Source organism: Streptomyces sp. NPDC005863 (assembly GCF_042871345.1).
Taxonomy (GTDB): Bacteria; Actinomycetota; Actinomycetes; order Streptomycetales; family Streptomycetaceae; genus Streptomyces.
On sequence record NZ_JBIAII010000002.1, the window covers coordinates 55,748 to 80,355 of the forward strand.

Sequence of the window (24,608 nt, forward strand, 5' to 3'; positions counted from 1 at the left end):
ACGGCCCGCTTTTCTATGTCAATCCGTATTGTTTTTAGAATCTTCGAGCACCACGCAGCACTCCCCCGGCCGGGCGTCCATCCGGGCCGTGACAGGGCCATCGCCGAGCAGGCCCTCCAGGAGTGCGAGGTTCATTCCGCAGACGAGCGGGGGGAAGCGTTCGGCGACCACGTGGAAAGGGCAGTTGCGCATGCGCACGACGTGCGGGCCACCGGTCCCGTCAACGCCGACAGCGCCCTCGGTGTCGGCCTCTTCCAGGTGCGGCGCGTAGCCCCGCGCGGCCAGCATCTGCATGGCTTCCTCCAAGCCCGCGCAGGGCGCAGCCGATCCGCGGTCGGTCTCACCCCGGCGTCGCGCTGTCGCGAAGAGACGGGCGTCGAGGCCCGCTTGCTCAGCGGCTTCGGCGAGCAGTTCGGCGGCCGTACGGTAGTCGCGGGCGGGCAGCGACACCGAGCGTTCGGTCCTGGCCGGCGTGTAGACCTTGGCGGGGCGGCCCGCCCCCGGCCCCGAACGGCCCGTCAGACGGCGGCTGCCGCTCTCCAGCAGCCCGACCTCCGTCAGCTTGTCCAGATGATGCGCGGCAAGTGTGCGCGCCACCCCGACCGCCTCGGCCGCCTCGTTGCGGCCCACCTCGCGGCCCTGTGCCACCACGTACTCGTACAGGCGACGCCGCACCGAATCCTGCAGGGCCGCGATCGCATCGATGTCCTCCACCTCGCCAGTCTAAGAACACCCTCGATCTCGAGGGGAGATCGGTCTCGTTGGACTCCAGGCCGCCTGCTCTCACCGGCCCCGGCGCGCCGGGGCCGGAGTGAGGGGTTTCGGCTGGGTCTCGTGGACCTTCTCCTCGACCGTCGCGGGCATCTCGCTGACCAGTTACCGGCAGGCCGCCTGCCCGCCGGAGCTGCTCGGCCGGGTCAGCGCCGCCGCCCGCTGGATCACCTGGGGGACCCTGCCGGTCGGCGGACTCGTCGGCGGCGGGCTCGCCACCCTCCTCGGCGTCCGGACCACCTTGTGGATCGCCGTCATCGGCGGTTGCTGCGCGGGCTGTGGCTGTTCTTCTCGCCCCAGCGCGGCATGCGCGACATTCCTCTGAACGAGCCCGCACGTGCGACCCAGCGCGGCTGACCGAGGACATCGATGCCGCCACACGCCATATCTTCGGGCTCGTCCCCGAACTCCGGGTCCGATGCCGTCTGTTCGTGCCGGCGAGACCGACCACGTCCTTTTGATCCTCGCCCATCACATCGCGGCCGGCGGCTGGTCGTTTGGTCCGCCGACCCAGGATCGCTCGTCTCGGCGATCCGGGACGACGACCCGGCGATCCGGGACGACGACCCGGTGGTGGTCCTCGTGGTCCTCACCCCGGCCGCCTCCTCCACGGACCGCGAGGACGTGGACCTCGCCGCCCTCGGCCCGCTCCCGCTCGGCGTGGGCAACGTGGTGCGGCCTGGTTCGGACGTCACGGTGGTGGCGGTCGGCCAACTGGTGCCGGAGGCCGTCGCGGTCGCCGACGAGCTGGCGTCCGGCATCTCCGTCGAGGTCTTCGACCCGCGCACGGTGCATCCGTTCGACTGGGCCGGTCTCGCCGCTTCCGTGGGCCGTACGGGCCAACTGGTCGTCATCCGTGAGCACCGCCGCGGAGGCACTCACGCTCACCGCACCACCCCGCCGCGTCACCCGCCCCGACGGCCCGGTACTGCCCTTCGCCCTGGAACTCGACCGCGCGGCCCAGCCGCATCGGGACTAACTCGTGGCGGCGGTGCGGGGGGTGTGCTGGGTGGGGGGGGGACGTACGGGTAGCGGTGGCGGGGCGGAAGGCACTCCCGTGTTGACGCTCGTCGGGGTGGGTGGAGGATCGGCGTATGCGCTATCTCGGACTGGTGACCGTGGTCGTTCGTGACTACGACGAAGCCATTGCCTTCTATGTGGACGTCCTGGGGTTCGAACTCCGGGAGGACACGCGGCTCGACGACGCCAAGCGCTGGGTGGTCGTGGCTCCGCCCGGAGCGAGGGAGGCGGCCGTGCTCCTGGCTCGGGCCGCCTCCGGTGAGCAGGAGCTCCGTGTCGGCAACCAGACCGGCGGCCGTGTCGACTGGTTTCTGAACACCGAGACGTTCGAGCGCGACTACGAGCGTTTACGGGCAGCCGGGGTCGTCTTCGAAGGGCCGCCACGGCACGAGCCGTACGGGACGGTCGCCGTCTTCAAGGACCTGTACGGAAACCGCTGGGATCTGATCCAACTGACCGAACCGCCCGGTCAGGGCACGTAGCCCACGTAGTAATGCCTGTTCGCGATGTCGGCTGGGTCAGGTGCTGCCTGCGGGACGGCCGGGAGGGGCTGATCGGTGTGCACGGCAGCGTGCACGGCAGTGTGCACGGCACGGCCACCGTTCGTAAATCCATGCGACAGCGGCGCGCTGACCTGGCTACCATCCGGGGGTCGCGCGCGGTGCGTGCGGCGTGGGTCCTGTAGAGCAGAGGCAGACTCGCCGCCCTCTCAAGGCGGATACGCCGGTTCGAATCCGGCCGGGACCACGGGCAACGGACCGGCCGCGCGGGACCCGGCCGGGACCACGGGCACGGACGCGCGGGGCGGGATCCGGCCGGGGCAACCGGAGCCAAGGGCACGGACACGCGGGCGGGAACGTATGGGTACGAGCGGTGGGATCAGCGAGACGGACCTCCTGGCCTTCCACGACGTGATCGGCCGGCTCCGGGAGTTGCCGGTCGACGACCCGGTGCGGTTGCGCGCCGAGCAGGTCGCCGCGTCCTTCGCCCGCGACGGGCGGCTGCGCCGACGCAAGGCGCGCGGCGCCGAACTCTCCGCCGCCGACGCCGCCGTCATGGCCGCCACCGCGACCGGCGCGGGCGACCGGCTCGAGGACGCGCCGCTGACCGCCGATGGCAAGGGCGGGGCCTTCCTGCGCCCGCGCCCCTGTTACGTCTGCAAGGCGTCGTATCGACAGGTCGACTCCTTCTATCACCGGCTCTGTCCGGACTGCGCGGCCGACAACCGCGCCCGGCGCGCGCTCACCACGGATTTGCGCGGGCGTCGCGCGCTGCTCACCGGCGGCCGTGTGAAGATCGGCTTCCAGCTCGCCCTGATGCTGCTGCGGGACGGCGCCGAGCTCCTGGTCACCAGCCGCTTCCCGCACGACACCGAGCGCCGCTTCCGCGCCGTCGCGGGCAGCGAGGCCTGGCTCGACCGGCTCACCGTGCTCGCCGTCGATCTGCGCGATCCACGCCAAGTCCTTGGGCTGTGCGAGGAGTTGCGGGAGATGGGCCAGCCGCTCGACATCCTCGTCAACAACGCCGCCCAGACGATCCGGCGGCCGCCCGCCTCGTACGCCGCGCTCGCGGCCGGAGAGGCGGCCCGGCTCCCCGCGCTCGCCCGGAGCGCACCCGGGTTCCGGCCGATGCGGACGGACGTGGCCGCTGCCGGGCAGGGCGCGCTCGCCCTGGTCCTGCGCGACGCGGACGAGGCGGGCCTCCTGCGCGACGCCGACGAGACCGGCCTCCTGCGCGACGCGGACGAGGCGGGCCTGCTGCCCGACCCCTCCCCGGAGAACTCCTGGTCCGCCCGGCTCGGCGCCCTTGACCCCGCCGAAGTCCTGGAGACCCAGCTGGTCAACGCGCTCGCCCCGGCCCTCCTCTGCGACCGGCTGCTGCCCCTGCTGCTCGCCTCGCCGCGCGATCGCACGTACATCGTGAACGTCACGGCCGTCGAAGGCCGCTTCGCCGTGCGCAACAAGATGGCAGGACACCCGCACACGAACATGGCGAAGGCGGCGCTGAACATGCTCACCCGCACCAGCGCCGCCGAACTCGCCCGCCAGGGCGTGCACATGTGCGCCGTCGACACGGGCTGGATCACGGACGAGAACCCCGCGCCCAAGAAGGACCGCATCGCGGGAGCCGGCTTCCGCACGCCGCTCGACGTGGTGGACGGCGCGGCCCGGATCTACGACCCGATCGTGCGCGGAGAGGCCGGCGCGCCGGTCTCGGGGGTCTTCCTCAAGGACTACGAGGAGGCACCGTGGTGAGCGGGAGCGGGAGCGGGAGCGGGAGCGGGAGCAGGAGTGGGAGCAGGAGTGGGAGCAGGAGTGGGAGCGGGAGCAGTGGCGTGGGCGCCGACGCCGGGGGGCCGCGCGTGATCCCGCGGCCGGTTGCCGAACTGGGGCCCCTGCTCGACTGGTTGAGGGACGGACGTCCGGCCGGGGAGCGCATCGACTTCACCGCGGGCACGGTGCTGCCGGACGGGCGCCTCGACCTGTGCAAGCAGGCGCTGGGAGCCCAGGGCGCGGCCCTCGTCGCCGGGGCGCTCCGGGACTCCCGAAACCCCTCGCCCGTACGGCACCTGCTGCTCGGCACGGACGGCCTGGGCGATATGGGGGCCGCCGACGTGACGGGCGCGGCGAGCGGGGCCGCCGTCGAGACCCTCTACCTCGGCTGCAACAACATCACCGCAGGTGGCGCCTGCCGCATAGCGGACCAGCTGCGCGCGTCGCCGCAGGTCGTCACCGGGGTCTGGCTGAAGCGCAATCCGCTGGGCCCGCCGGGTGGCCGCGCCGCGGCCGAACTGATCGACTCCGCACGGACGTTGCGCACCCTCGACCTCGTCCAGACCGGCCTCGACGCCTCCGGCCTGACGGTCCTCGCCGACGCCCTCCTCGCGGCGGCCGACACCGGCCGACGGATCGAGCGGGTCTATCTGGGCGGCAATCCGCTGGGGCGGGAGGGTGCCGCGCCGCTCGCGGAGCTTATCGCCCACGGCGCCGTGCGTGAACTGTACGTATCGGCGGCGCGACTCGGCGACGAGGGCGCCCTTCTGCTGGCCGACGCCCTGGCGCGCGCCCCGTACGGCGATCTCGAACGGCTGGCGCTCGCCAGCAACGGCATCGGGCCGCGTGCCGTCGCCCGGCTTGTCGCCGCGTCGGTGGCCGCCGGGGTGCGGTTGCTCGATCTCGGGAGGGTACGCGCGGCCGGGGCGCTCGGCGCGGCGGACAACCACATCGACGACGAGGCGGCGCTCGCCCTCGCGGCGTCACTCGCGTCGGGCGAGCACCGGCTGGCCCATCTGGTCCTCACCCACACCGGGATACGCAGCCGCGAGGCGCACCGGCTCCTCGACGCCGCCGAAGGCGCGCGCACGCCCACGCGCTTCGTGCTCGGCGCGGGCATCGCGGCCAGCGTCAAGCGACGCCTCGCGGCCTTGAGCGCGGCGACCGCGGCGCCCGCTGTCCCGCCGGACGTGGCGGCGGTACGCAGCGTGCACCGCTGACCGAGAGGGCACGGCGCGGGCCTGGGACCCCGACCACGGGACCCGTAGGATGCCCCACCAGGGCGGGGCCGTAGCGCAGAGGCAGTCGCGCCGGTCTCCAAAACCGGAACACGCTGGTTCGAATCCAGCCGCCCCGTCCGCCCCGTCCGGCCCGCGCGCCGGCGCTCCGCGGCGAGGCCAACGAGGCCGACCAGGCCAACGAGGCCGACCTGCCCGAAGCCTGTCGCCCGGGCGTCCCCGTACCGGCTACGAAGCCCACCCCTGGGCCGGGGAGACCCGGTTGATGTGGATGAGGACGTCGAACGATTTGGGCAGATCGGCGACGGCCAGGTGTTCGGCGGCATCGCGCTCAGTGCTGTAGACCCCGCTGATCACACGCAGTCGTGCCGGGCCTCTCCACTGCGGGCGCTGCCCTTCCTCGCGCAGATTCACCCAGACTGATCGGGCGGTCTCGTCGGCGAGCCGCGCGTCGATCCAATCGGGGTCGGGCGGCGGAACGGTGACGGCGCCCGACTCGCCGTGGTGGAAACCGATCGCGACGGACACATAGGCCGCGCCTTGGTGGTGGCGCAGCACGCTTCCGACCGTGGGCCGGCTGCCGCGTTCTGGGGCCAGGCCCAGGGCGGCCGGGGTGGCGCAGGTGTGTGCGACGCCGTCCCAGTAGGCCACCCGCTGCCCGGTGCGGCGCAGCTGTTCGAGGATGGTATTGCCCCACACCTCGGCGTCGCCTGCGTACGTGCCGCTTCCCGCGACACTGCACCGATGGAAGTCGGCGATCAGACGCATGCGGTCCAGTACGGTGCCGTCGTCGAGCCGTTCGACGATGGCGAGCGCGTCGTCGGCGTGGTCGGCGAAGGGTCGACCGGGGTGCAGGCCACGTGCGCGCTGGACGTGCTCGTCGACCTGGTGCGCCGTGCGGATGGGGTCCAGGTGACGGGTGACCTCCGCCAGCTGCTGCGGAGACGTCACGCGGACATGGTCGAGGACCGCGTCGTAGTCGGCGGGGGAAGCCTGGGGTGGTTTCACGCCGAAGATGTGCACGGGGTCGTCCGCGTGCTCGTCGTTGAAGGCGCGGATCCAGTCCAGCGCCGCGGCCATCTCCGTCGTACGCCACGGGGCCCAGGCCGTAGCCAGTGCTGCGGCGGCCGAGGCGGCGCCGTCGGGATCGCGCCGTACGTAGGCGTGGAGCGCCCGTGCGGCGTCGGCCGTATCCTGCACGGCCAGGGCACGGAAACCGTGTTCGCGTACCAGTCTCCGGAACAGCTGGTCGCGCACGGTGAAGGTCTCGTGGGCGGCGCGGGTGGACTCGCCGAGGCCCACGACGCTCGCCCCGTCCGCGATGACCCGGGCGATCCGGTCGAGTGCCGTGGCGGTCAGGGGCAGGGATGGCGAGGTCGTCATGCGCGGGCTCCGGCGCGCAGTTCCTGGAGTGCCTCGGCCCATTCGACGGTCTCCCTCAGCACGGTGACGAGAGTCCTCGCGTGGTGGGACCCGGGCGTGAACGCGCCGGGCAGGGTGGGGTCCTCGATGGTGAAGTCGCCGAACAGGGAGAGGGAGACCTGGGAGCGGACCGTGGCGACCTTCAGCTCCGACAGGATCAGCCGCAGATGTTCGACGGCGCGGGTGGCGCCCTGCATGCCGTAGCCGACGCATCCGGCCGCCGTGTGGTTCCACTCGGCGTAGAGGAAGTCGATGGCGTTCTTCAGGGCTCCCGTGATGGAGCGGTTGTATTCAGGGGTGACGAACACGAACCCGTCGTAGCCGCCGACGGCCTCGCTCCAGCGGAGGGTGTGGTGCTTGCTGTACTGCCCGGCGGCAGGTGGCTGTGGTTCGTCGAGGAGGGGGAGGCCGAAGTCGGCCAGGTCGAGAATGTCGAAGTGCACCTCGGGCAGGTGCTCGACGCCGGTCTTGGCGACCCAGTCGGCCACCATGCGGCCCCGGCGGCCCGGGCGGGTGCTGCCCAGGACAATGCCGATCTTCGTGGTCATGCGATGTCTGCTCTCTTCGGGTGGGGTGTGAACGGCTGGTGGGTTGCATCGGGGCAGGAAGCGGGCCGGCCGGGCGGCGTGGCGCCGGCCCGTGGTTGACGTGTCGGTCAGCTGAGTGCCGGCCCATGGTTGACGCAATCGGTCAGCTGAGTGCCGGGTCCGGTTCCGGGATGTCGGTGTCCGGCAGGCGCAGTGTCGTGCGCAGCGCCGTGCGCAGTGCCTGGTTGAAGCGTTGCGCCTGGTCCTGCTGGGCCATGTGGCCGCCGCCTTCGACCACCGTGAGGCGGGCGCCGGGGATCAGGCGCGCGCACTCCTCGGGGACGGACAGCGGGATCTCGGTGTCGAGCTCGCCGTGGAGGAATGTGGTGGGCACACGTAGGCCCGCCAGGCGCTCGCGCGGGTCGTACGAGGCCTGCGCGAGGATCAATTCGTCGATGAGGCAGGTCGATTCGAGCACCTGACGCACCGTCCGGTCGATCATCGCCGGACTGGTTCCGGGCCGGTACCAGTGCGGGACGAAGCCGGCCAGGGTGCCGGCGCGGTCGGCGCGAAGGGCCGACAGGAGCTCGTCCACCGCATCGCGCACCGTGGTGAAGTGGTGGACGCCTGCGCCGACCGGAATGATCGCGCCGATGCGGTCCGGCGCCGCGAGCGCGGCCTCAAGCACGAACGAGCCGGCGATCGACGATCCGACGAGCACCGGCTGCTCCAGATCCAGGGCATCGAGGAACGCCAGGATGTCGCGGGTGGCATCCGCGATGGTGTAGCCGGTGGCGGGCCGCTCGGAGCGGCCGCAGCCGCGCTGGTCGAGGGTGATGACCCGGTGGTCGTCCATCAGGTCGGCCACCTGGGCGTCCCAGACCCGACCGCTGCTCCCCAGGCCGTGCAGGAACACCACAGGCCGTCCGGAGCCGTGATCCTCGTAGTACAGCCTGGTTCCGTTCGCTGCCGCGTAGGCCATGCCTCGTCCCTTCTGCCCGCCCGCGTCCGTAGGGGTGCGGGCCGTCGCCGGAGTTCGACCACGCAGGCCATTCCAGCCCGGACGCGGACGCCGACCAAGGGGCGCTTCTCTCATATAGTGATCAAGGATCGTGATGAATGGGGGGCGAAGCCGAATGGGGGGCGAGATGGAGCTGCGCCAGCTGCGTTACTTCGTGGCCGTGGCCGAGGAACTGCACTTCGGCCGGGCCGCCGAACGGCTGCACATCGTGCAGCCCACCGTCAGCCAGCAGATCCGGCGGCTGGAGCGCGAGTTCGGGCTCGACCTGTTCCGTCGCACCACCCGCACCGTGACGTTGACCCGGGCCGGCGAAGCGTTCCTTCCCCACGCGCAGGCCATCCTCGACGCCGAGCGGGCGGCGGGCGCCTCGATGGCCGACCTGCGCGCCGAACAGCAATCGACCCTCAAACTCGGCACGAGCACCGGACTGGGCTCACACCTCGACGACCTCCTGGGCGAACTGGGGCGGCAGGACGCCCAGTTGACGGTCGAACTCATCAGCATGCCCCGAGCCAAACGGCTCCAGCAGGTCCGCACCGGGGAGCTGGACGCCGCCATCATCCGCGGCGCCGACCCCACCCCCGACCTGGAGCTCCTCCCGCTCTGGCAGGACACTCTGGTCGCCGCCCTGCCGGCCCGCCATCACCTCGCCGACCGGCAGAGGATCGAGCTGGCCGAGCTGGCCGAACTCCCCCTGCGGATCACATCCCGTGACACCAACCCGCACCTGGTCGACGCGGTCGTCGACGCCTGCCGGGAGGCGGGCTTCACCCCCGTCCTCGGCCCCGCGTTCACCACCGACCAGGACACTCTCGCCGCCGTCGCCACCGGCAAGCCGAGCTGGACCGTCTACTACGCCGCCCAGGCCGAGCACCACCCGGCACCGCGGGTCGCCTTCCGGCCCCTCACCAACCCCACGCCATTGGTCCCCGCCCATCTGGCAGTTCGCCCGGGCCCGCCGGGCCGCCCGCTGACCCGGCTGCTGGCTGCCTGCCGTCACCTCGTGCCCTGAGCCCCGAAACCCGCGGACAACCTTCACCCGTCACTTCGAACCGGCCGCCACCAGCCTCGCCGTGATGGGTTCGAGCTCCGTGATCAGCTCGTCGAGTTCGGTGGGGGACAGAGCTTCGAACGGCGGGGCGGCGAGGTCGTCGGTGAGGGCTTCGATGCGCTGCTTGGCCTCCCGGCCCGCGTCGGTGAACCGGCCGTCGGTGTCGACGAGACCGCGCTCGCGCAAGCCGTTCATCACCGTGGCCAGCCGCTCCCTCGGCAGGTGATGGATCCGCCCGAACGACTCGGGCGGGTGCACGCCCATGTCCAGCGCGCTGAGCACATGGGCCTCCGTACCGCCGATGCGCGCGCCGACAAGAGCGGCGATGTGACCGTCGCCGCGGTGCTCGCGCAGCATGGTGGCGGAGTGCCACAGCCGGGCGACCGGCTCGCTCGGCACCGGAAGGGTGCGCATCCCGGCGTACATCACCCGGCCCTCCGTGGGCGCGCTTGTCGCGGCCTTGGTGGTCAGGTCGGCGGCGCGCACCAGGCCCGCGGATTCGGCCATTCTGTCGCCGAGAATCCGCCGTACGGAGGCCGCGCTGCCGCGTTGCCGCGCGGCGAGGGACACCTCGGGCGGGATCGTCTCCCACGCGCTCGGGATGTGCCGGGCGACCTCGCCGTCGGCGAAGCTGTAGAAGGCCGCGTGCACGACCTCGGCAGGGACCCGCCCCAACGGCGCGGCACGACTGGCGAAGTAGCCGTCCCAGTAGGTCCGGTGGCCGAGCGCGGCCAGCTCCTCGTTGGTCTCGTCGGCGTGGAAGGTGACCAGGCAGATCGGTTCCAGGAGCCCGAACATGCGGCGGGCGGTGTCAGTCATGACCCGCATTCTGCCCGCGGGTTGCGGGTTTTCGGGGACAAGGGAGCTCTACGCGTGTGGAGTTCACGCCTCGGGTTCACTCCCCCGGCCCCCTAGGAAGACCGCGTCGGCCCACCCCACGCGTGCTGATGCCCGAACGGCGCCCCCGGATGCCCCAGTCGCCGCCCGGTCGGCCCAAACGGGCAGCAAACGGGGCACAGGCGGCCGTTGACACAGTGAACAACCGAGGCCAATGATTGTTGCCGGCTGGACCACTGACCCTCTGATCAGGCCTGACGACGACCCGCGACGCATTCCCCGCCGCCCACGCTCACGCACCAGAACCCGTCCCCCACGAGAGACCGCCGGACGCGCAGGCGCCGGTGCCCGGGCCCCGCCCAGTGGTCCGTGGCCCGACGCCCCAGTCGTTCTCGCTCCGCCACCCCGGTACCCACCCCGTACCCCGCCCGGCATCCATCCGCCCCGCGCCCGCTACAGCGGCGCCGCGACCGGCCCTTGTCGGCAACGTCCGTTCACCTCACGGCAGAAGGACCGCCCCCTTGACGGCGACACCCACCCCCCGCCACCCCTCCGCCCCCGAACCGGAAACCGGTGCTCCACCCCTTTCCTCCTTCGGTCAGCAGCGCCTGTGGGCGCTGGACCAGGCGGAGGGCTCCCACGCCGCGTACAACGAGCAGCTCGCCTACCTCATCGAGGGAGAACTGGACCGGACGTCGCTCGCGCGGGCCCTCGACGCGCTGACCGCACGGCACGAGACGCTGCGCACCCGGTTCGTTCCCGTCGAAGGCGAGGCGCGGCAGGAGATCGCGGCGCCCGGGAGCGGTTTCGCGCTGCGCTCGGAGGACCTGTCCGGCCGGCCCGACGTCGAGGAACTCCTCGCCGCCCGGCTGCGCGAGGAGTGTGAGACCCCCTTCGACCTGGGCGCCGGGCCGCTCGCCCGGGGGCAGCTCCTCACGCTCGCGCCGCAGCGGCACGCGCTGCTGCTGACGCTGCATCACTCCATCTACGACGGCCTGTCGATGGGGATCGTCCTGACGGAGCTGAGCACCCTTTACGCGGCCCTGCGGCGCGGCCAACCGGACCCGCTCCCGCCCCTGCCCGCGCAGTTCGCCGACCATGCCGCGCGCCAGCATGTGTGGGTCGAGGGCGAGGAGGCCAGGGCGCAATCCGCGTACTGGCAGCAGCAGTTGGCGGGTGCGCCTGCGCTGCTCGCTCTCCCGACCGACCGGCCGCGACCGATACGTCAGGACCACGACGGGGGCCGGGTACCGGTCCGGCTCTCCTCCTCGCTCACAAAGGCGTTGAGCAGTGCCGCACGCGCGCAGGACGGCACGCTGTTCACCGCCGTCCTCACCGGCTGGCACATCCTTCTCGGTCTGCTCTCCGGGGAGTCGGACATCGTTGTCGGCATCCCGGTCGCGGGGCGGCTCCGGCCGGAGTACGAGGGCCTGATCGGCTTCTTCGCCAATTCCCTCGCGTTGCGCGCCGATCTGTCCGGCGATCCGACCGGGGCCGAGGCGATCGGCCGGGTGCGCGGGGTGCTGCGCGAGGCGCTCGACCACCAGGATCTGCCCTTCGAGCGGGTGGTGCACGCGGTGAACCCGCCGCGCAGCCTCTCCCACAGCCCGCTCTTCCAGACGATGTTCTCGTGGGGCACCGCGCCGCACGACCGGCTCCAGCTGCCCGGGGCCCGCGTCGAGCCTCTCGACATCCCGTACGCGCCCGCCAAGTTCGACCTCACGCTGCTGCTGCATCGGGAGGGCGACGGCGTCGCCGGGTACCTGGACTACGCCCGTGCGCTCTTCGACCACGACACGGCCGAGCGGTTCGGCCGGTATCTCGCGCGCGTATTGGAGCAGTTGGCCCGGCACCCCGAGCGTGAGATCACCGCGTACTCGCTGCTCGACGCGGACGAGCGCGCGCAACTCCTGTCGGAGGGGCAGGGGCGGGTCACCTCCGGTCCGGTCGTCGGGCCCGTCGAGCGCCTCGCCGAGCAGGTGCGGGTGCGGCCCGACGAGCCGGCGCTGGTCTGCGGCGACACCCGGCTGACCTACGCCGAGCTGGACCGGCGGGCCAATCGCCTCGCGCACGCCCTGCACGCTCGGGGCGTGCGGCCCGGGCAGGTCGTCGGCCTGCACTGCGGCCGCACGACGGAGTTCGTCGTCGGCATGTGGGGCGTCCTCAAGGCCGGCGCCGCCTATCTGCCCCTCGACCCCGGCCAGCCGCACGGGCGGCTGAGGGCCATCGTCGAGGAGGCCGCGCCCGCCCTGGTCCTCGGCGATGTGGCGGACCCGCCCGGTCCCTGGCTGTCGGTGGGTGACGTGGAGGCCGAAGGGGTGCGCGAAGACGCGCCCTGTGAACCGCCGTCTCCGTCACAACTCGCCTACGTCATCTACACCTCGGGCTCCACCGGCCGCCCCAAGGGCGTCGCCGCCACCCACGGCAACATCGCCAACCTGCTGGAGAACTGGCTCGCCGTCTACGGCGCACTGCCCGGGGAGCCGTCCTCGGCCTGGGCGAGCATCGGCTTCGACGCGTCCGTGCACGAGCTGTTCCTCCCGCTGACCACGGGCGGTGTGCTGCACCTCGTACCCGACGAACTGCGCGGCGACCCGGAGGTGTTGCTCGGCTGGATGCGGGAGCACCGGATCGCCCACGCCTGGCTGCCCGCCTCCTACATCAGCTGGATCGACGAGGACCCCGAGGCCCGCCTCGCCGGACTCGCGCTGCGCCAACTGGCCACCGGGGCAGAGCCGTTGCCCGAACGGGCGCTGTGGCGTCTGTGTGCGGCGCTGCCGGGCCTGCGCGTCTGCTACGTCTACGGGCCGACCGAGACCACGGTCTACAGCATCACCCACAACGTGCCGCGGGACCTGGACCGGCGCTCCCCGATCGGGCGGCCGGTCGACAACACCCTTATCTATCTCCTGGACCGGCGGCGCGAGTTGGTGCCCCCTGGGGTCGTCGGCGAGGTGTACATCGGCGGTGCGGGAGTCACCCGCGGCTACCTCAACCGGCCCGACCTGACCGAGGAGCGCTTCGTCGACGACCCGTTCGTACCGGGCGAGCGGGTCTACCGCACCGGTGACCTGGCGCGCCGACTGCCGGGCGGCGACTACGAGTTCGTGGGCCGCGCCGACGACCAGGTGAAGCTGCGCGGGTTCCGCATCGAGCCCGGGGAAGTCGCGGCGGCCCTGCGGGAGCTGCCCGGCGTCCTGGAGGCCGCGGTCCTCGCCGACCGTGACGAGGCCGGGGAGCTCCACCTGGTCGCGGGCATCGGCCGGGGCGACGCCCCGGAGTCCACCCCCGCGCAGTGGCGTGCCGCCCTCGCCGAACGGCTGCCGGACTACATGATCCCGGCGCTCTTCGCCGAGTTCACGCGGCTCCCGCTGAACCGCAGCGGGAAGCTGGACCGCAAGGAGGTCCTCGACCGCGCCCGCGCCTCACGGTCCGACCAGGTCAACACGCTCGCGCCACGCGACCGGGTCGAGATGGCCCTGTACCGGATATGGCGCAAGGTCCTGGTCCACCCCGACATCGGCATCACCGACGACTTCTTCGCGGTGGGCGGCACCTCGCTCTCGGCCATCAAGGTGGCGCACCTGATCCGCGAGGAGTTCGGCCGGACGCTGCCGATCCGCGACGTCCTGCAGTACCCCACCGTGGAGCAGCTCGCCGCACGGCTGCGCGGGCAGGCACCGGCCGCGCCCGACAACGGGCTCATCGAGTTCTGCGCGGGCCGGGACGGGCAGCGTGTGGTCTGCGTCCATCCGGGGGGCGGCACCGCGTTCTGCTATCTCCCGCTGGCCTCGGCTCTGCCGGACGGCGTCCGGGTGCAGGGCGTTCAGGCGCAGGGCATCGACCCGGGCGAGGAGCCGCTGCGCTCCGTGGAGGCGATGGCCGAGCACTACCTGTCGCTGCTGCGCCCCGGGCCCGACGAGACCCTGGTGCTCTGCGGTCTCTCGTTCGGCGGGCTCGTCGCGCACGAGATGGGACGCCGGCTCGCGCGGGCCGGGCATCGCGGGGTGTCCGTGGTGCTGCTCGACACGCACGGGACGGACGACCCGGCGGAGCGTACGAGGCTCGCGCCGGTCGACGCCGCCGAGTTCCGCGACAAGCTGGTCCGCTTCAACGGCATGTACCCCGGCATCGACGACGCGCAGATCGACCGGTACTTCCAGATCTACAACCTCAACCGGGCGGCCGCCCGCAACTACGTGCCGCAGATCTCCGACGCCCCGCTGCTCCTCGTACAGGCCGCCGAGACAGAGGTCCCCGAAGGGGGCGACCCGGTGGCGGCGGGCGCGGCGCTGCGGCGGTTCTGGCTCGCCCGCACCCGCGCCGGTCTCACCGTGGAGACGGTCGACGGCGGCCACTGGGACGTCCTGGAGGGCGAACGGATACCGCGGATCGCCGCGCTGATCGCGGACCGGCTCGCCCCGCCCGGCGCCGCGGCCTCGGCCTCCCCGGGCCGCGCGGACACCGCTCGGACCGACTTGACGATGACGACCGCCACGACGACCACGACGGCTACGACCTCTTCGACTGCCACGACTGCCACGACCGAGGACTGATGCGCACCACATCCCGTTGCGCCGGACTGGCCCAAGCGGTGCACGAACAGAGCCTGTTGACCCCCGACTCCCCTGCCGTCAGCGACGGCGAGCTGTCGTTGACCCACGCCGAGGTCGACGCGTCGGCCGCCGCCGTCGCGGCCGGGCTGCGTGCGCGCGGGATCGGCCCCGGTGACGCGGTCGCCGTCGGCCTCGCCCGCTCGTGGCAGCTCGTCTGCGTGATGCTGGGCGTGCTCCGGCTCGGCGCCCGGGTCGTCCCCGCCGACCGGCTGAGCCCCGCCGACCGGCTCCGGCACATCCTCGACGACTCCGGCGCCCGGCTCCTGGTGCACGACGGCACGTTCCCGTCCGGCCCGGCCGCCCGGACCACTACGCCGCAGGGCGCCCCACAGCCGGCCGGCCCGATGCCGGGCGCCCCGCTGCCCGTCGAGGCTCTGCCGGTCGACGCCCTGCTCGACGCGCCGGTCAGCACGTCGGACGGCCCCGCGCCGGTCGCACCCGATCCGGTCGCGCCCGCGCCGGTCTCCTTCGTCTTCTACACCTCGGGAACCACCGGGCGTCCCAAGGGCGTTGAGGTGCGCGACGCCGGCATCATGCGCCTGGCCGACCCGGGTTTCCTGCCCGAATCGCCGGGGGCCCGCTATGCCTGCCTGTCGAACCCCGCCTTCGACGCGCTGAGCTTCGAGGTGTGGGCGCCGCTGCTCACCGGCGGCTGCTGTGTCGTACTCGGCGACGAGGACGTGCAGTCCCCGGAACGGCTTGCCGCGGCGCTGCGACGGGAGCGGGTACACACCGCCTTCGTCACCACGGCACTGTTCAACGCCGTGGTGGACACGGAGCCCGGCTGCTTCGCCGGGCTCACCGAGCTGCTGATCGGCGGCGAGCAGCTCAACGTGCCGCTCGTGCGGCGCTGGCTCAGCCACCCCGCCAACACCGGCAGCCGCACCCGCCTCCACAACATCTACGGGCCCACCGAGTGCACGACGTTCGCGCTGCACCACCCGATTCCGCGAGACTTCGACGCACCCGTCGTGCCCCTCGGACGGCCACTGCCCGAGACCGGCGTGATGTTGCTGACCCCGGGCACCGACCGTCCGGCCGCGCCCGGCGAGGAGGCCGAACTGCTCCTCTCCGGCACCGGCCTGGCCGCCGGATACCGCAATCTGCCCGACGAGACCGCGCGCCGATTCGTGACCCTGACCGGCGACGACGGCACGGCCACCCGCTACTACCGCACCGGCGACCTGGTCCGCGGCTCGTCCGGCGGCGACATCACGTACGTAGGACGCGCCGACCGGCAGGTCAAGGTACGCGGCTTCCGTATCGAGCCGGGCGAGGTGGAGCAACACATCGCCGAACACCCGGACGTACGGCAGGTGTACGTGTGCGCCCGCCGCGACAGGAGGGGCGGCCCGGCGGAGCTGCACGCCTACCTGGTCGCCGAACCCGGGCTGTCCTGGGCCGAGTTCGAGGAACACCTGGCTGCCGGCCTGCCCGCCTACATGCGCCCGCACCACCTCTACCGCGTCCCCGCCCTGCCGCTCACGGCCAACGGCAAGGTCGACGAGGCCGCCCTGCGCGCGAGCGGCGGCACACCGTGGCGGCCCGATCCCGTGAGCGGTCCGTCTTCCACCGCCCCGACGGTGCCGGACGAGCCGCTACGCGTGGTCCTCGACCTCGCGGGCGAGATCCTCGGCGCGTCGGGGCTGCGCCCCGGGGACCGGTGGATCGCGTGCGGCGGTGACTCCCTCAAGGCGCTGCGGCTGCGGCACGAGATCCGGCGCCGGCTGCGTTGCGAGGTGGCCGCCCACCGTGTGCTGCACGGCGACCTGGCCGACGTCGCGGACGCGGTGCGCGACGCCCTCCGCGATGAAGCGCCCGCCCTCCCGGAGGTCGTCGCGGCGGGCGAGATGTCCGGCCCCGCCACCGGCGAGCAGGAACGGCTGTGGTTCCTGCAGCAGCGGTCCCCGGACTCCCGCGCCTACGACGTCCGGCTGGCCTTCGCCGTCACGGGCCCGGTGCGCCAGGAGTCCCTGCGGTCTGCCCTCTCCGTACTGGTCGAGCGCCATCCGGCGCTGCGCACCGGCTTCGAGGCGACCGCCGAGGGCCTGCGGCAGCGGGTGGGTGATCCGTACGATCCGTGGACCGGCCCCGTGTCGACGCCCTCTCAGGGAGCGGGTGCTGACCTAACTCCGTTCGGTGGCCCGTACTCTGACGGCTCATCGGGTGATCAGGCATCAACGCACAATCCGCAGGACGTCTTCTTCTCCCTACCGTTCGACCTGTCACGCCCCAGGATGCTGCGCGCGTGCTGGTTGCCTGCGCGGGACGGCGGCACGTTGCTGCTGCACCTGCACCACGTCGCCGTGGACGGCTGGTCCGTGAACGTGCTGCTGCGCGACCTGTCGACCGCGTACGCCGAGGCGGCGGCGGGTGCCGCGAGTGACACCGATGGCACCGGAACGCCGACCCCTGTCGACTTCGCCGACTGGCAGCGTCGCCGGCACGCCAGCCCCGCGTACGCGGTGCAGCGCGACGAGCTGACCGCCCTGTACGCGACCGACGCGGAGGCCACCGAAACGCGGCCGCTTCCCCTGCCCCGCCCCGGCCGCCATGCCGCGGGCCGGCTCCTGAGCGACACGCTCGACGCGACCGACCGGGCCACCCTGGACCGGCTCGGCGGCGAGCTCGGGCTGACCCACTTCGAGCTCCTGTCCGGTGTCTACGCCTGGGCGCTGTACGGCGTGACCGGCCAGACCCGGCCCCGCGTCGCGGCGCCGGTCGCCCACCGGCCCGTGCGGGAGTTCACGGACAGCGTCGGCATGTTCGCCAACACCGTGCTCCTTCCACTCTCCGTGGAACCGCGGTCGACCGTACGGGACGAGGTGGCGCGGACCGCCGCCGTCGTACGGGAGGTGATGGCTCGTCAGGATGTGGCGCTGACCGATGTCTTGGCGGCGCGCTCGCACGGCGCCGCGGACGGGTCGCCGTTCGACTTCCTCCTCGTACTGGAGAACACCGACTACGACTCCCTCGCGCTGCCGGGCTGCACCGCACGTCCGCTGTGGCCGGTGCCGGCCGAGGCCAAGTGTCCGGTGACCCTGACGGTGGTCGATCGCGCCCAGGGCCTGGAGTGCCTCTGGGAGTACGCCGACGACCGCATCGACGCCGACCAGGCCGCCGCGCTGGCCCGCCTCTTCCGGCAAGGCCTGGCCGCGCTGTCCGAGACCCCGGAGGTCACGCCGGCGGAGCTGGTCGCGCCGTACCGCGGCTCGCTGCCCGAGCCCGGCCGGGGCGCGCCCGCCGAGCCGCTCTGGAGCACGGTCGCCGAGGGCTTCGCCCACCAGGTGGCGTGCACCCCGACGGCGCCGGCGCTGAGGACCGCGACGGGGACCGTCACCTACGCGGCGCTCGACGGGTACACCGCCGCGCTCGCCGCGGAGCTGGCCGCGACACTGCGGCTGCCGGACGCGGACGAACAGTGCCACGTCGCGCTGTTCCTCGAACCGTCCGTCGAGCACGTCGTGGCTCTCCTCGCGCTGGCCCGGCTGAATCTCACTGCCGTGCCGCTCGACCCCTCCTATCCGCCCGCGCTGTTGCGGCAAGTCCTGGACCAGACCGAGCCGTTGTGCGTGCTGTTGCCGCCGCCGGGCGACGGGACGGACTTCGACGCGGTGGGCGACGGTAGCGTGCCTCGGCTGCACGTCACGCTGTCCGGAACGAGTTCCGGCGCCGGGGTCGAGAGGCCCGACGCACCGCCGCTCCCCACCGGTCGGGGCGCCCGGCCCCTGTACACCCTCTTCACCTCCGGCTCGACGGGCCGGCCCAAGGGCGTGCGAGTTTTCGACCGCACGCTGTGCAACCTGTTGCACTGGCAGGCCGGTCCTGGCGGTCTTGGCACGCCGGCACTGACGCAGCAGTTCGCCATGCTCTCCTTCGACGTCTCCTTCCAGGAGATCTTCGGAACCCTGTGCACCGGCGGTTGTCTGCGGCTGATCGACCCCGCCCTGCGGCGGGACGTCCCCGCGCTCCTCGACCGCCTCGACTCGGAGGGCGTCGAGCGGCTCTACCTGCCGTACGTGGCGCTGCAGTTGCTCGCCGAGCACGGCGTGCACCTGGGACGTTTCCCCTCCCGGCTGCGCGAAGTGGTCACTGCGGGCGAGCAGTTGGTGTGCTCCGGGGCCATCCGCCGGTGGTTCGCGGGCCTGCCCGGGGCCCGTCTCTTCAACCACTACGGGCCGACCGAGACGCACGTCGTCAGCGCCCTCCGCCTGGACGGCGACCCGGCCGACTGGCCGGACCGTCCGGCGATCGGGCACCCGGTGGCCGGCGCGGTGCTGCGGATCGTCGACGAGGCGGATCTCCCGCTGCCGCCCGGCAGTACCGGCGAACTCCTCATCGGCGGCGCACCGATCGAGCCCTGCTACCTGGGCGAGACCTCGCTGAACCGGGAACGGTTCGTCCGCCTCCCCGGTGGCGGGCTCTTCTACCGCAGCGGTGACCTCGCGCGGTTCGACCACGACGGCCTGCTGCACTGCCTCGGCCGCGCGGACGACCAGATCAAACTCAGTGGGCAGCGCCTGGAGTTGGGGCAGGTCGAGGCCGCGCTGCTGGGGCACGACGCCGTCCTCGGGGCCGTCGTCGCCGTCGATGGGACCTCGTTGGTCGCCTGCCTTCAGTGCCGCGGCGATGCGCCAGCTCCGGCGGAGCTGCGGGAGCACCTGGCCGGGCTGCTACCCGGGCACGTCCGGGTCGAACGCTTCCGTCAGCTGGAACAACTGCCGCGCACGCCGAGCGGCAAGCTCGACCGGGACGCCGCGCTGCGCGCGCCCGGCCGGGACCTCGTGGGTGCGCCGGGCCGTGCCCACGCGCCAGCGCCACCGTCGCCTCCTTCGGCGCGGGAGGCCCAACTCGTCGCCGTCTTCGAGGAGGTGACCGGCGCGCCCATCGCGCCGGATCAGACCTTCTTCGCTGCCGGCGCATCCAGTCTCGGCCTGATGCGCTTCCACCTGCGCTGCACCGCGGGGCTCGGGCTCCGCTTCACCGTCGCGGACCTCTTCGAGTACGTCACGCCACGGGATTTGGCGGCGTTTCTTGCGCGTGCGGAGCGTGCGTGCACGGGGCGTGCGCGTACGGAGCCAGTGACGGAGGTGGGCGGGGCCGGCGCCCCCGCCCCCGCTGCCGCCGCCGCGTCCGGAGACGACGGTGTCGCCGTCATCGGGATGGCCGTCCGCGCGCCCGGCGCACCGGACCTCGCGGCCTTCTGGGACCTGGTGGTCTCGGGGCGGAGCGGCATCGAGTACTTCGACGCGCCGGACGGACTGGTCGGCGCGCGCAGCCAGTTGGACGGGATGCTGGCCTTCGACCCGGCGCGGTTCGGCATCAGCCGTCAGGAGGCCCGGCTGATGGATCCGCAGCAGCGCCAACTGCTCATGACCTGTGTCGAGGCGCTCGCCCACGCGGGGATCGCCGACCCCGGCGCGTCGCGGACCGGCCTGATCGCGGGCGCGGGCGAGAACACGTACTACCGGGCGATGCTCCGCGGCACCGGCACCGGCACCAGCACCGGCACCAGCTCTGGCTCCGGTACCGACGCCGACGGCGGCGCGCTGCCCGACGACTTCCAGCTGGCCCTGCACCACGAGAAGGACTTCCTCGCGACCAAGGCCGCCTTCCACCTCGGACTCACCGGCCCCGCGCTCACCAGCCAGACGGCGTGCTCCAGTTCGCTCGTCGCCGTGCATCTGGCCGCGTCCCTGCTGCGGCAGGGGGACGCTGACGTGATGCTCGCCGGCGGTGTGCTGGTCGACGTGGAGCTGACCGACGGATACCGCTACCGCCCGCAGCACATCTTCTCCGCCGACGGCCACTGCCGGCCCTTCAGCGACGACGCCGGTGGCACCGTCGGGGGGAGCGGCGCGGGGGTGCTCGTGCTCAAGCGGCTCTCCCTCGCGCGCCGCGACGGCGACGCGGTGTACGCGGTGCTGAGCGGCTCGGCGGTGAACAACGACGGTACGGCGAAGCTCAGTTACAGCGCGCCGTCCCTCGCGGGTCAGCGAGAGGTGATCCGCGGTGCGTTGGCGCGCAGCGGTCGTACGGGCGCCGATGTGGCGTACGTCGAGGCGCACGGCACCGGCACCCGGCTCGGCGACCCGGTGGAGGCGGGCGCGCTGCGTCAGGCCCTCGGGGTGACGGAGCCCGACCATTGCGCCCTCAGCTCGGTGAAGAGCCAGATCGGGCACCTGGGCGCTGCTGCGGGCGCCGTGGGCCTGATCAGGGCCGTGCTGGCCGTTCACCACGGCCGCATACCGCCCACGCTCGGCTTCCGCGCACTCAACCCGGAGATCGGCCCGGACCCCGCCCCCTTCTACGTACCGACGCAGGCCCTTCCGTGGCCGACTGACCGGGACCGGGTCGCCGCGGTGAGCAGCTTCGGCATCGGCGGCACGAACGCACACGTGATTGTGGAGGCGCCGGGGTCGTTAGGCACGCCGGAGGCGCCGGTCAGCGGGTCCGAGTCGCCTCATCAGGGCACGGGCAACGCCACCGTGCCGCTGGTCGTCCTCTCCGGCATCAGCGAGGCCCAACTCGCCGCGGACGCCGAACGCATCGCCGACTACCTCACCCAGCACCCCGGCAGCTACGCCCAGACCCTGCGTCACCTCCAGGCGGGTCGCCCGCAGGGGCCGCTGCGGGCGGCCGCCGTCTGCGAGGACGCGGCGTCCGCGATCGACTGGCTGCGCACGGCCGCCGTATCCGCGCCACAGCGCACAGCCGTGCCGGAATCTGCTTCGCATGCCGTTCCCGAGCCCGCTCTCCGGACCCGAGGCCACGCGGCCACGGACCTCGCCGCCGCCTGGCTCGCGGGCCGCACGCTCGCCTGGCCGGACGGACCGGCGCAGCCACCGTGGGACTTCCCCGCCCCGGCATTCGACCTCGCCGACTACGACGTACCCCGCGCGAGCACCCGACCCGCACCTCGACGGTCGGCCGACGCGCAGGCAGAGCGAGAGCCGACGAGCGTCGTGGCGATGCCGGATCGGCTGCCCGAGACGGAGTGGCTGCACCAGCCTCAGTGGACCCGGCTGCGACGTGCCCCTTCGGGTGCGGCGTCGCCATGCGCGCGGACGCTCGTCGTCGTCGCCGACGGCCCCGCGGACGGGGCGGTCCCGGCCGCGCTGGCCGCCGGTCACCGCCGGGTGGTGTGGGTCAGGGCGGCGGAGCACTACGAGCGCCGGGGGCATGACCGTTTCGAGGCCGACCCCGCCGACGCGGGCCAGTTGGGGCGCGTCATGCGCGCGCTCGCCGAGGAGGAGGGCGGCGACGAGGGCTGCATGGAGGTCGACTGGCTGCACACGCTCGCGCTCGGCATCGACGGTCCGGTCGGCGACAAGTCGCTGGACCAGGCGGCCTGGGCCTGCCTGGACACGCCGGCCGCCACGGTACGCGCCCTCCAGGACGCGCCCCGCGAGCTGGTCGTACGGCCGTGGTGGCTGTCGTGCGGGGCCCGGCCGGTGGTCGGCCCGGTCACCCGCCCGGAGGCGGCACTGCTCGCGGGCGTCACGGAGGTGGCGCCGCAGGAAGGTGCCCCGGACGGGCACTGGGTGGACATCGAGGACCCGGACACCTGGGCTCCGCAGCTGTCCGCACTCCTTGTCACGTCGGCCTCCGCACCACCGCTGCCCCGCCATCTGGCGCTGCGCGGCGGCTATTGGTGGGAGCAGGTGATGATGCCGGTGCGTACGACGGGGATCGCGGAACCGGAGGTTGAGGGGCCGGAGGCCGAGGAAGCGGAGGTTGAGGGGCCGGCGGTCGAGGAACCGGCGGGTGGAGATCCGGCCCTCGCGTCGGCTCGGGCGGGAACGGCGCCCACCGCGGTCGGCGCACACCCCATACGCGTACCCGCCACAGTTACGGCAACCGCAACCGCAACCGCAACCGCAGCCGCACCCGCCCCGACCGGCGGCGACCACCTCGTGCTCGGTGGCACCGGCGGCCTCGGTGTCGCCATCGCGTCGTGGCTCCTGGAGCACGCCGAGGGGCGCGTGCTGCTCCTGGCCCGACAGCCGCGGCTGCCCGAGGAGTTGACCCTTTGGGCCGACCGCATCGAGCTCGTCGAGGCGGATCTGGCCGGCACGCCGCCGAAGGAGGTGGCGGCCCGGATCGCCGCCCGTACGACGGGACTGGCCTCCGTGGTGCACGCCGCCGGAGTGCCCGCGGGCGGGCTGCTGGCCCGGCGCGAAGCGAGCGCCGCACGAACCGCCCACACCGCGAAACTGCGCGGCGCCCTCCTGGTGGAGCTCCTCCTCGAACAGTTCCAACCGGAGTTCGCGGTCTACTGCTCGTCCATGTCGGCGCTGCACGGTGGCGTCGGCCAGTACGACTACGCGGCGGCGAACGCCCTGCTCGACGCCTTCGCCCAGCACGGCGGCGACGGCGCGGGGCGCACCGCGCGGATCGGCATCGGCTGGGACGTGTGGCGGGAGACCGGCATGGCGCTGCGCGCACCGCGAAGCGACAGCCGGCACCAGGCGCACCTCGGTGTCGGCCTGACGGTGGCAGAGGGCCAGCGCACGTTCGCGCGGGCGCTCGAACTGGGCCTGCCGCACCTGCTCGTATCCACCACGGAACTCGACCGATCGCGCGCCTTCTACGCGGGGCCGGTGCCCGGCGCGCCACGCCGGGACGCCACACCCTCCGACGGGCCGGCCGAGGACCCCGCCGAGCTGCTGACCGCGTGGGTGCGGGCCGCCCTGGACGTCGACGACCTCGCTCCGGATGCGTCGCTGTACGACCTGGGGGCGGACTCCCTGACCCTCCTGGACCTCATCGAGAAGATCGACGAGCAGTTCGGTGTGGAGCTCGACCTGGCCTCCTTCGGGCATCGGGCCAGCCTCGCCGACATCGTGGAACTGCTGGCCGAACAGCGGGGCGACACGGACGAGATCACCCTGGAGGTGTGGCAGGAGGGCACGGGCACCGCCTCCGACTCCGGCTCCGGCTCCGACGTGGTGTGCCTGGTGCATCCCGTCGGCGGGGACATCCAGTCGTACCGTCCCCTGGTCGCCGCACTCGACCCGCGGCTGACCGTCGTACTGATCGCCGACCCGGGCCTGCGGCAGGAGGAACCCGACGGGTGGACGCTGAGCGAACGCGCCCGGCGCTACGTCTCCGCCCTGCGGGCCCGCTTCCCGCAACCCGAGTGGCGCTGGCACCTGGCGGGCTGGTCCTTCGGGGCCTGGGTGGTCGCCGACATGGCGGCGGAGGCCGAGGCGACCGGGCACCCGGCCGGCTCGCTGCACCTGGTCGATCCGCCGCCGCCCGGCAGCGGCCCGGGCTTCGAGGAGTACGACAACGCGCAGCTGAGCACAGTCTTCGCCGCCGAACTCGGCGTCGCAGGGCACGCAGAGGCCGCTGAGGCTACTGGCGTCACAGGGCACGCACAGGCCGCTGAGGCCACTGGCGTCGCAGGGCTCGGAGGCGTCACAAATGGCACCCCCGCGGGTCAGCGGGCCCGCGCATACGCCGACCGGCTCGCCCGCTGCTGCCGGGCCAACCTGCGCAGCATGGCCGCCCACCAAGTGCCGCGGCTCGATACCACCGCCACCCACCTCTGGCAGGCCGAACGGCCCTTCTCCGGCCTTCCGGCGCTCGGCGATCCGGCAGAGCAGCGAGCCCGCTGGCGTTCCCATCTGCCGGCGACGTCGAAGTGGAGCGTGCTGGCCACGGACCACTACGGCGTGGTCAAGTCGCCGTACGCCGAGACGGTGGCGGAGGCGATCAACGCCGCCATCAACGCCGCCGGCGACCCGGCGACCGCGGCCCCTCCGGACCGCTCCTGACCTACGCGGTCCTGGCCCGAACCGCCGTGAACTGCCGTGCACAGCCCCGC

General features: G+C 73.1%; 13 protein-coding genes and 2 tRNA genes. 10 read left to right on the forward strand and 5 right to left on the reverse strand.

What is annotated here, in order from left to right; all coding sequences use genetic code 11:
• Positions 1–18: 18 nt before the first annotated feature.
• On the reverse strand, positions 19–714 hold the full coding sequence (locus ACFYO9_RS06625; RefSeq protein WP_358774504.1) for a transcriptional regulator: 696 nt from the start codon (positions 712–714) through the stop codon (positions 19–21).
• 97 nt (positions 715–811) lie between these two features.
• Here ACFYO9_RS06625 and ACFYO9_RS06630 point away from each other — a divergent pair, with 97 nt between their 5' ends.
• The 7 genes from ACFYO9_RS06630 (at position 812) to ACFYO9_RS06660 (ending at position 5,421) form a co-directional block, all read left to right on the forward strand.
• Positions 812–1,096: a hypothetical protein gene (locus ACFYO9_RS06630; RefSeq protein ID WP_358774502.1), complete on the forward strand. Its 285-nt coding sequence runs from the start codon at positions 812–814 to the stop codon at positions 1,094–1,096.
• A 44-nt stretch (positions 1,097–1,140) separates the two neighbouring features.
• The gene (locus ACFYO9_RS06635) at positions 1,141–1,803 is read left to right on the forward strand and encodes a transketolase C-terminal domain-containing protein (protein ID WP_388666053.1); all 663 of its coding nucleotides are present in this window, start codon (positions 1,141–1,143) and stop codon (positions 1,801–1,803) included.
• 62 nt (positions 1,804–1,865) lie between these two features.
• Positions 1,866–2,273 (forward strand): VOC family protein, encoded by a 408-nt coding sequence (locus tag ACFYO9_RS06640; protein WP_358774500.1) that lies wholly within the window; start codon positions 1,866–1,868, stop codon positions 2,271–2,273.
• Positions 2,274–2,466: 193 nt separating this feature from the next.
• Positions 2,467–2,538 (forward strand) — tRNA-Glu (locus tag ACFYO9_RS06645).
• 113 nt (positions 2,539–2,651) lie between these two features.
• A complete protein-coding gene (locus ACFYO9_RS06650) occupies positions 2,652–4,046 on the forward strand; it encodes an SDR family NAD(P)-dependent oxidoreductase (RefSeq protein WP_358774498.1) in 1,395 nt (464 codons plus the stop codon).
• A gap of 107 nt (positions 4,047–4,153) precedes the next feature.
• A complete protein-coding gene (locus ACFYO9_RS06655; protein WP_358774497.1) occupies positions 4,154–5,284 on the forward strand; it encodes a ribonuclease inhibitor in 1,131 nt (376 codons plus the stop codon).
• Positions 5,285–5,347: 63 nt separating this feature from the next.
• Positions 5,348–5,421 (forward strand) — tRNA-Trp (locus ACFYO9_RS06660).
• A gap of 109 nt (positions 5,422–5,530) precedes the next feature.
• Here the strand turns inward: ACFYO9_RS06660 and ACFYO9_RS06665 are convergent.
• The 3 genes from ACFYO9_RS06665 to ACFYO9_RS06675 form a co-directional block, all read right to left on the reverse strand.
• Entirely contained in the window at positions 5,531–6,685 is a 1,155-nt protein-coding gene (locus tag ACFYO9_RS06665) for an erythromycin esterase family protein (protein ID WP_358774496.1), read from the reverse strand.
• Positions 6,682–7,272 (reverse strand): NAD(P)H-dependent oxidoreductase, encoded by a 591-nt coding sequence (locus ACFYO9_RS06670; RefSeq protein ID WP_358774494.1) that lies wholly within the window; start codon positions 7,270–7,272, stop codon positions 6,682–6,684. Before ACFYO9_RS06670 ends, ACFYO9_RS06665 begins: the two co-directional genes overlap by 4 nt.
• Before the next feature lie 142 nt (positions 7,273–7,414).
• Positions 7,415–8,233: an alpha/beta hydrolase gene (locus ACFYO9_RS06675; protein ID WP_358774492.1), complete on the reverse strand. Its 819-nt coding sequence runs from the start codon at positions 8,231–8,233 to the stop codon at positions 7,415–7,417.
• Positions 8,234–8,399: 166 nt separating this feature from the next.
• On the opposite strand from ACFYO9_RS06675, the gene ACFYO9_RS06680 reads away from it, so the two are divergent.
• Positions 8,400–9,284 carry a LysR family transcriptional regulator gene (locus tag ACFYO9_RS06680; RefSeq protein WP_358774490.1) on the forward strand — a complete coding sequence of 295 codons (885 nt, stop codon included), beginning with the start codon at positions 8,400–8,402 and terminating at the stop codon, positions 9,282–9,284.
• 30 nt (positions 9,285–9,314) lie between these two features.
• Here the strand turns inward: ACFYO9_RS06680 and ACFYO9_RS06685 are convergent, their stop codons facing one another.
• Positions 9,315–10,142, reverse strand: coding sequence for a MarR family transcriptional regulator (locus ACFYO9_RS06685; RefSeq protein ID WP_358774489.1), 828 nt, complete (start codon positions 10,140–10,142; stop codon positions 9,315–9,317).
• Positions 10,143–10,681: 539 nt separating this feature from the next.
• Here ACFYO9_RS06685 and ACFYO9_RS06690 point away from each other — a divergent pair.
• Positions 10,682–14,716 (forward strand): amino acid adenylation domain-containing protein, encoded by a 4,035-nt coding sequence (locus tag ACFYO9_RS06690; protein ID WP_358774487.1) that lies wholly within the window; start codon positions 10,682–10,684, stop codon positions 14,714–14,716.
• Positions 14,716–24,558: an amino acid adenylation domain-containing protein gene (locus ACFYO9_RS06695; protein WP_358774485.1), complete on the forward strand. Its 9,843-nt coding sequence runs from the start codon at positions 14,716–14,718 to the stop codon at positions 24,556–24,558. Before ACFYO9_RS06690 ends, ACFYO9_RS06695 begins: the two co-directional genes overlap by 1 nt.
• The last annotated feature ends 50 nt before the right edge of the window (positions 24,559–24,608 follow it).

Coding starts and splice junctions, on each gene's coding strand:
- ACFYO9_RS06665 (WP_358774496.1), bottom strand. CDS start 6,685: ATGACGACCTCGCCATCCCTGCCCCTGACCGCCACGGCACTCGACCGG.
- ACFYO9_RS06650 (WP_358774498.1), top strand. CDS start 2,652: ATGGGTACGAGCGGTGGGATCAGCGAGACGGACCTCCTGGCCTTCCAC.
- ACFYO9_RS06670 (WP_358774494.1), bottom strand. CDS start 7,272: ATGACCACGAAGATCGGCATTGTCCTGGGCAGCACCCGCCCGGGCCGC.
- ACFYO9_RS06675 (WP_358774492.1), bottom strand. CDS start 8,233: ATGGCCTACGCGGCAGCGAACGGAACCAGGCTGTACTACGAGGATCAC.
- ACFYO9_RS06640 (WP_358774500.1), top strand. CDS start 1,866: ATGCGCTATCTCGGACTGGTGACCGTGGTCGTTCGTGACTACGACGAA.
- ACFYO9_RS06635 (WP_388666053.1), top strand. CDS start 1,141: ATGCCGCCACACGCCATATCTTCGGGCTCGTCCCCGAACTCCGGGTCC.
- ACFYO9_RS06695 (WP_358774485.1), top strand. CDS start 14,716: ATGCGCACCACATCCCGTTGCGCCGGACTGGCCCAAGCGGTGCACGAA.
- ACFYO9_RS06680 (WP_358774490.1), top strand. CDS start 8,400: ATGGAGCTGCGCCAGCTGCGTTACTTCGTGGCCGTGGCCGAGGAACTG.
- ACFYO9_RS06685 (WP_358774489.1), bottom strand. CDS start 10,142: ATGACTGACACCGCCCGCCGCATGTTCGGGCTCCTGGAACCGATCTGC.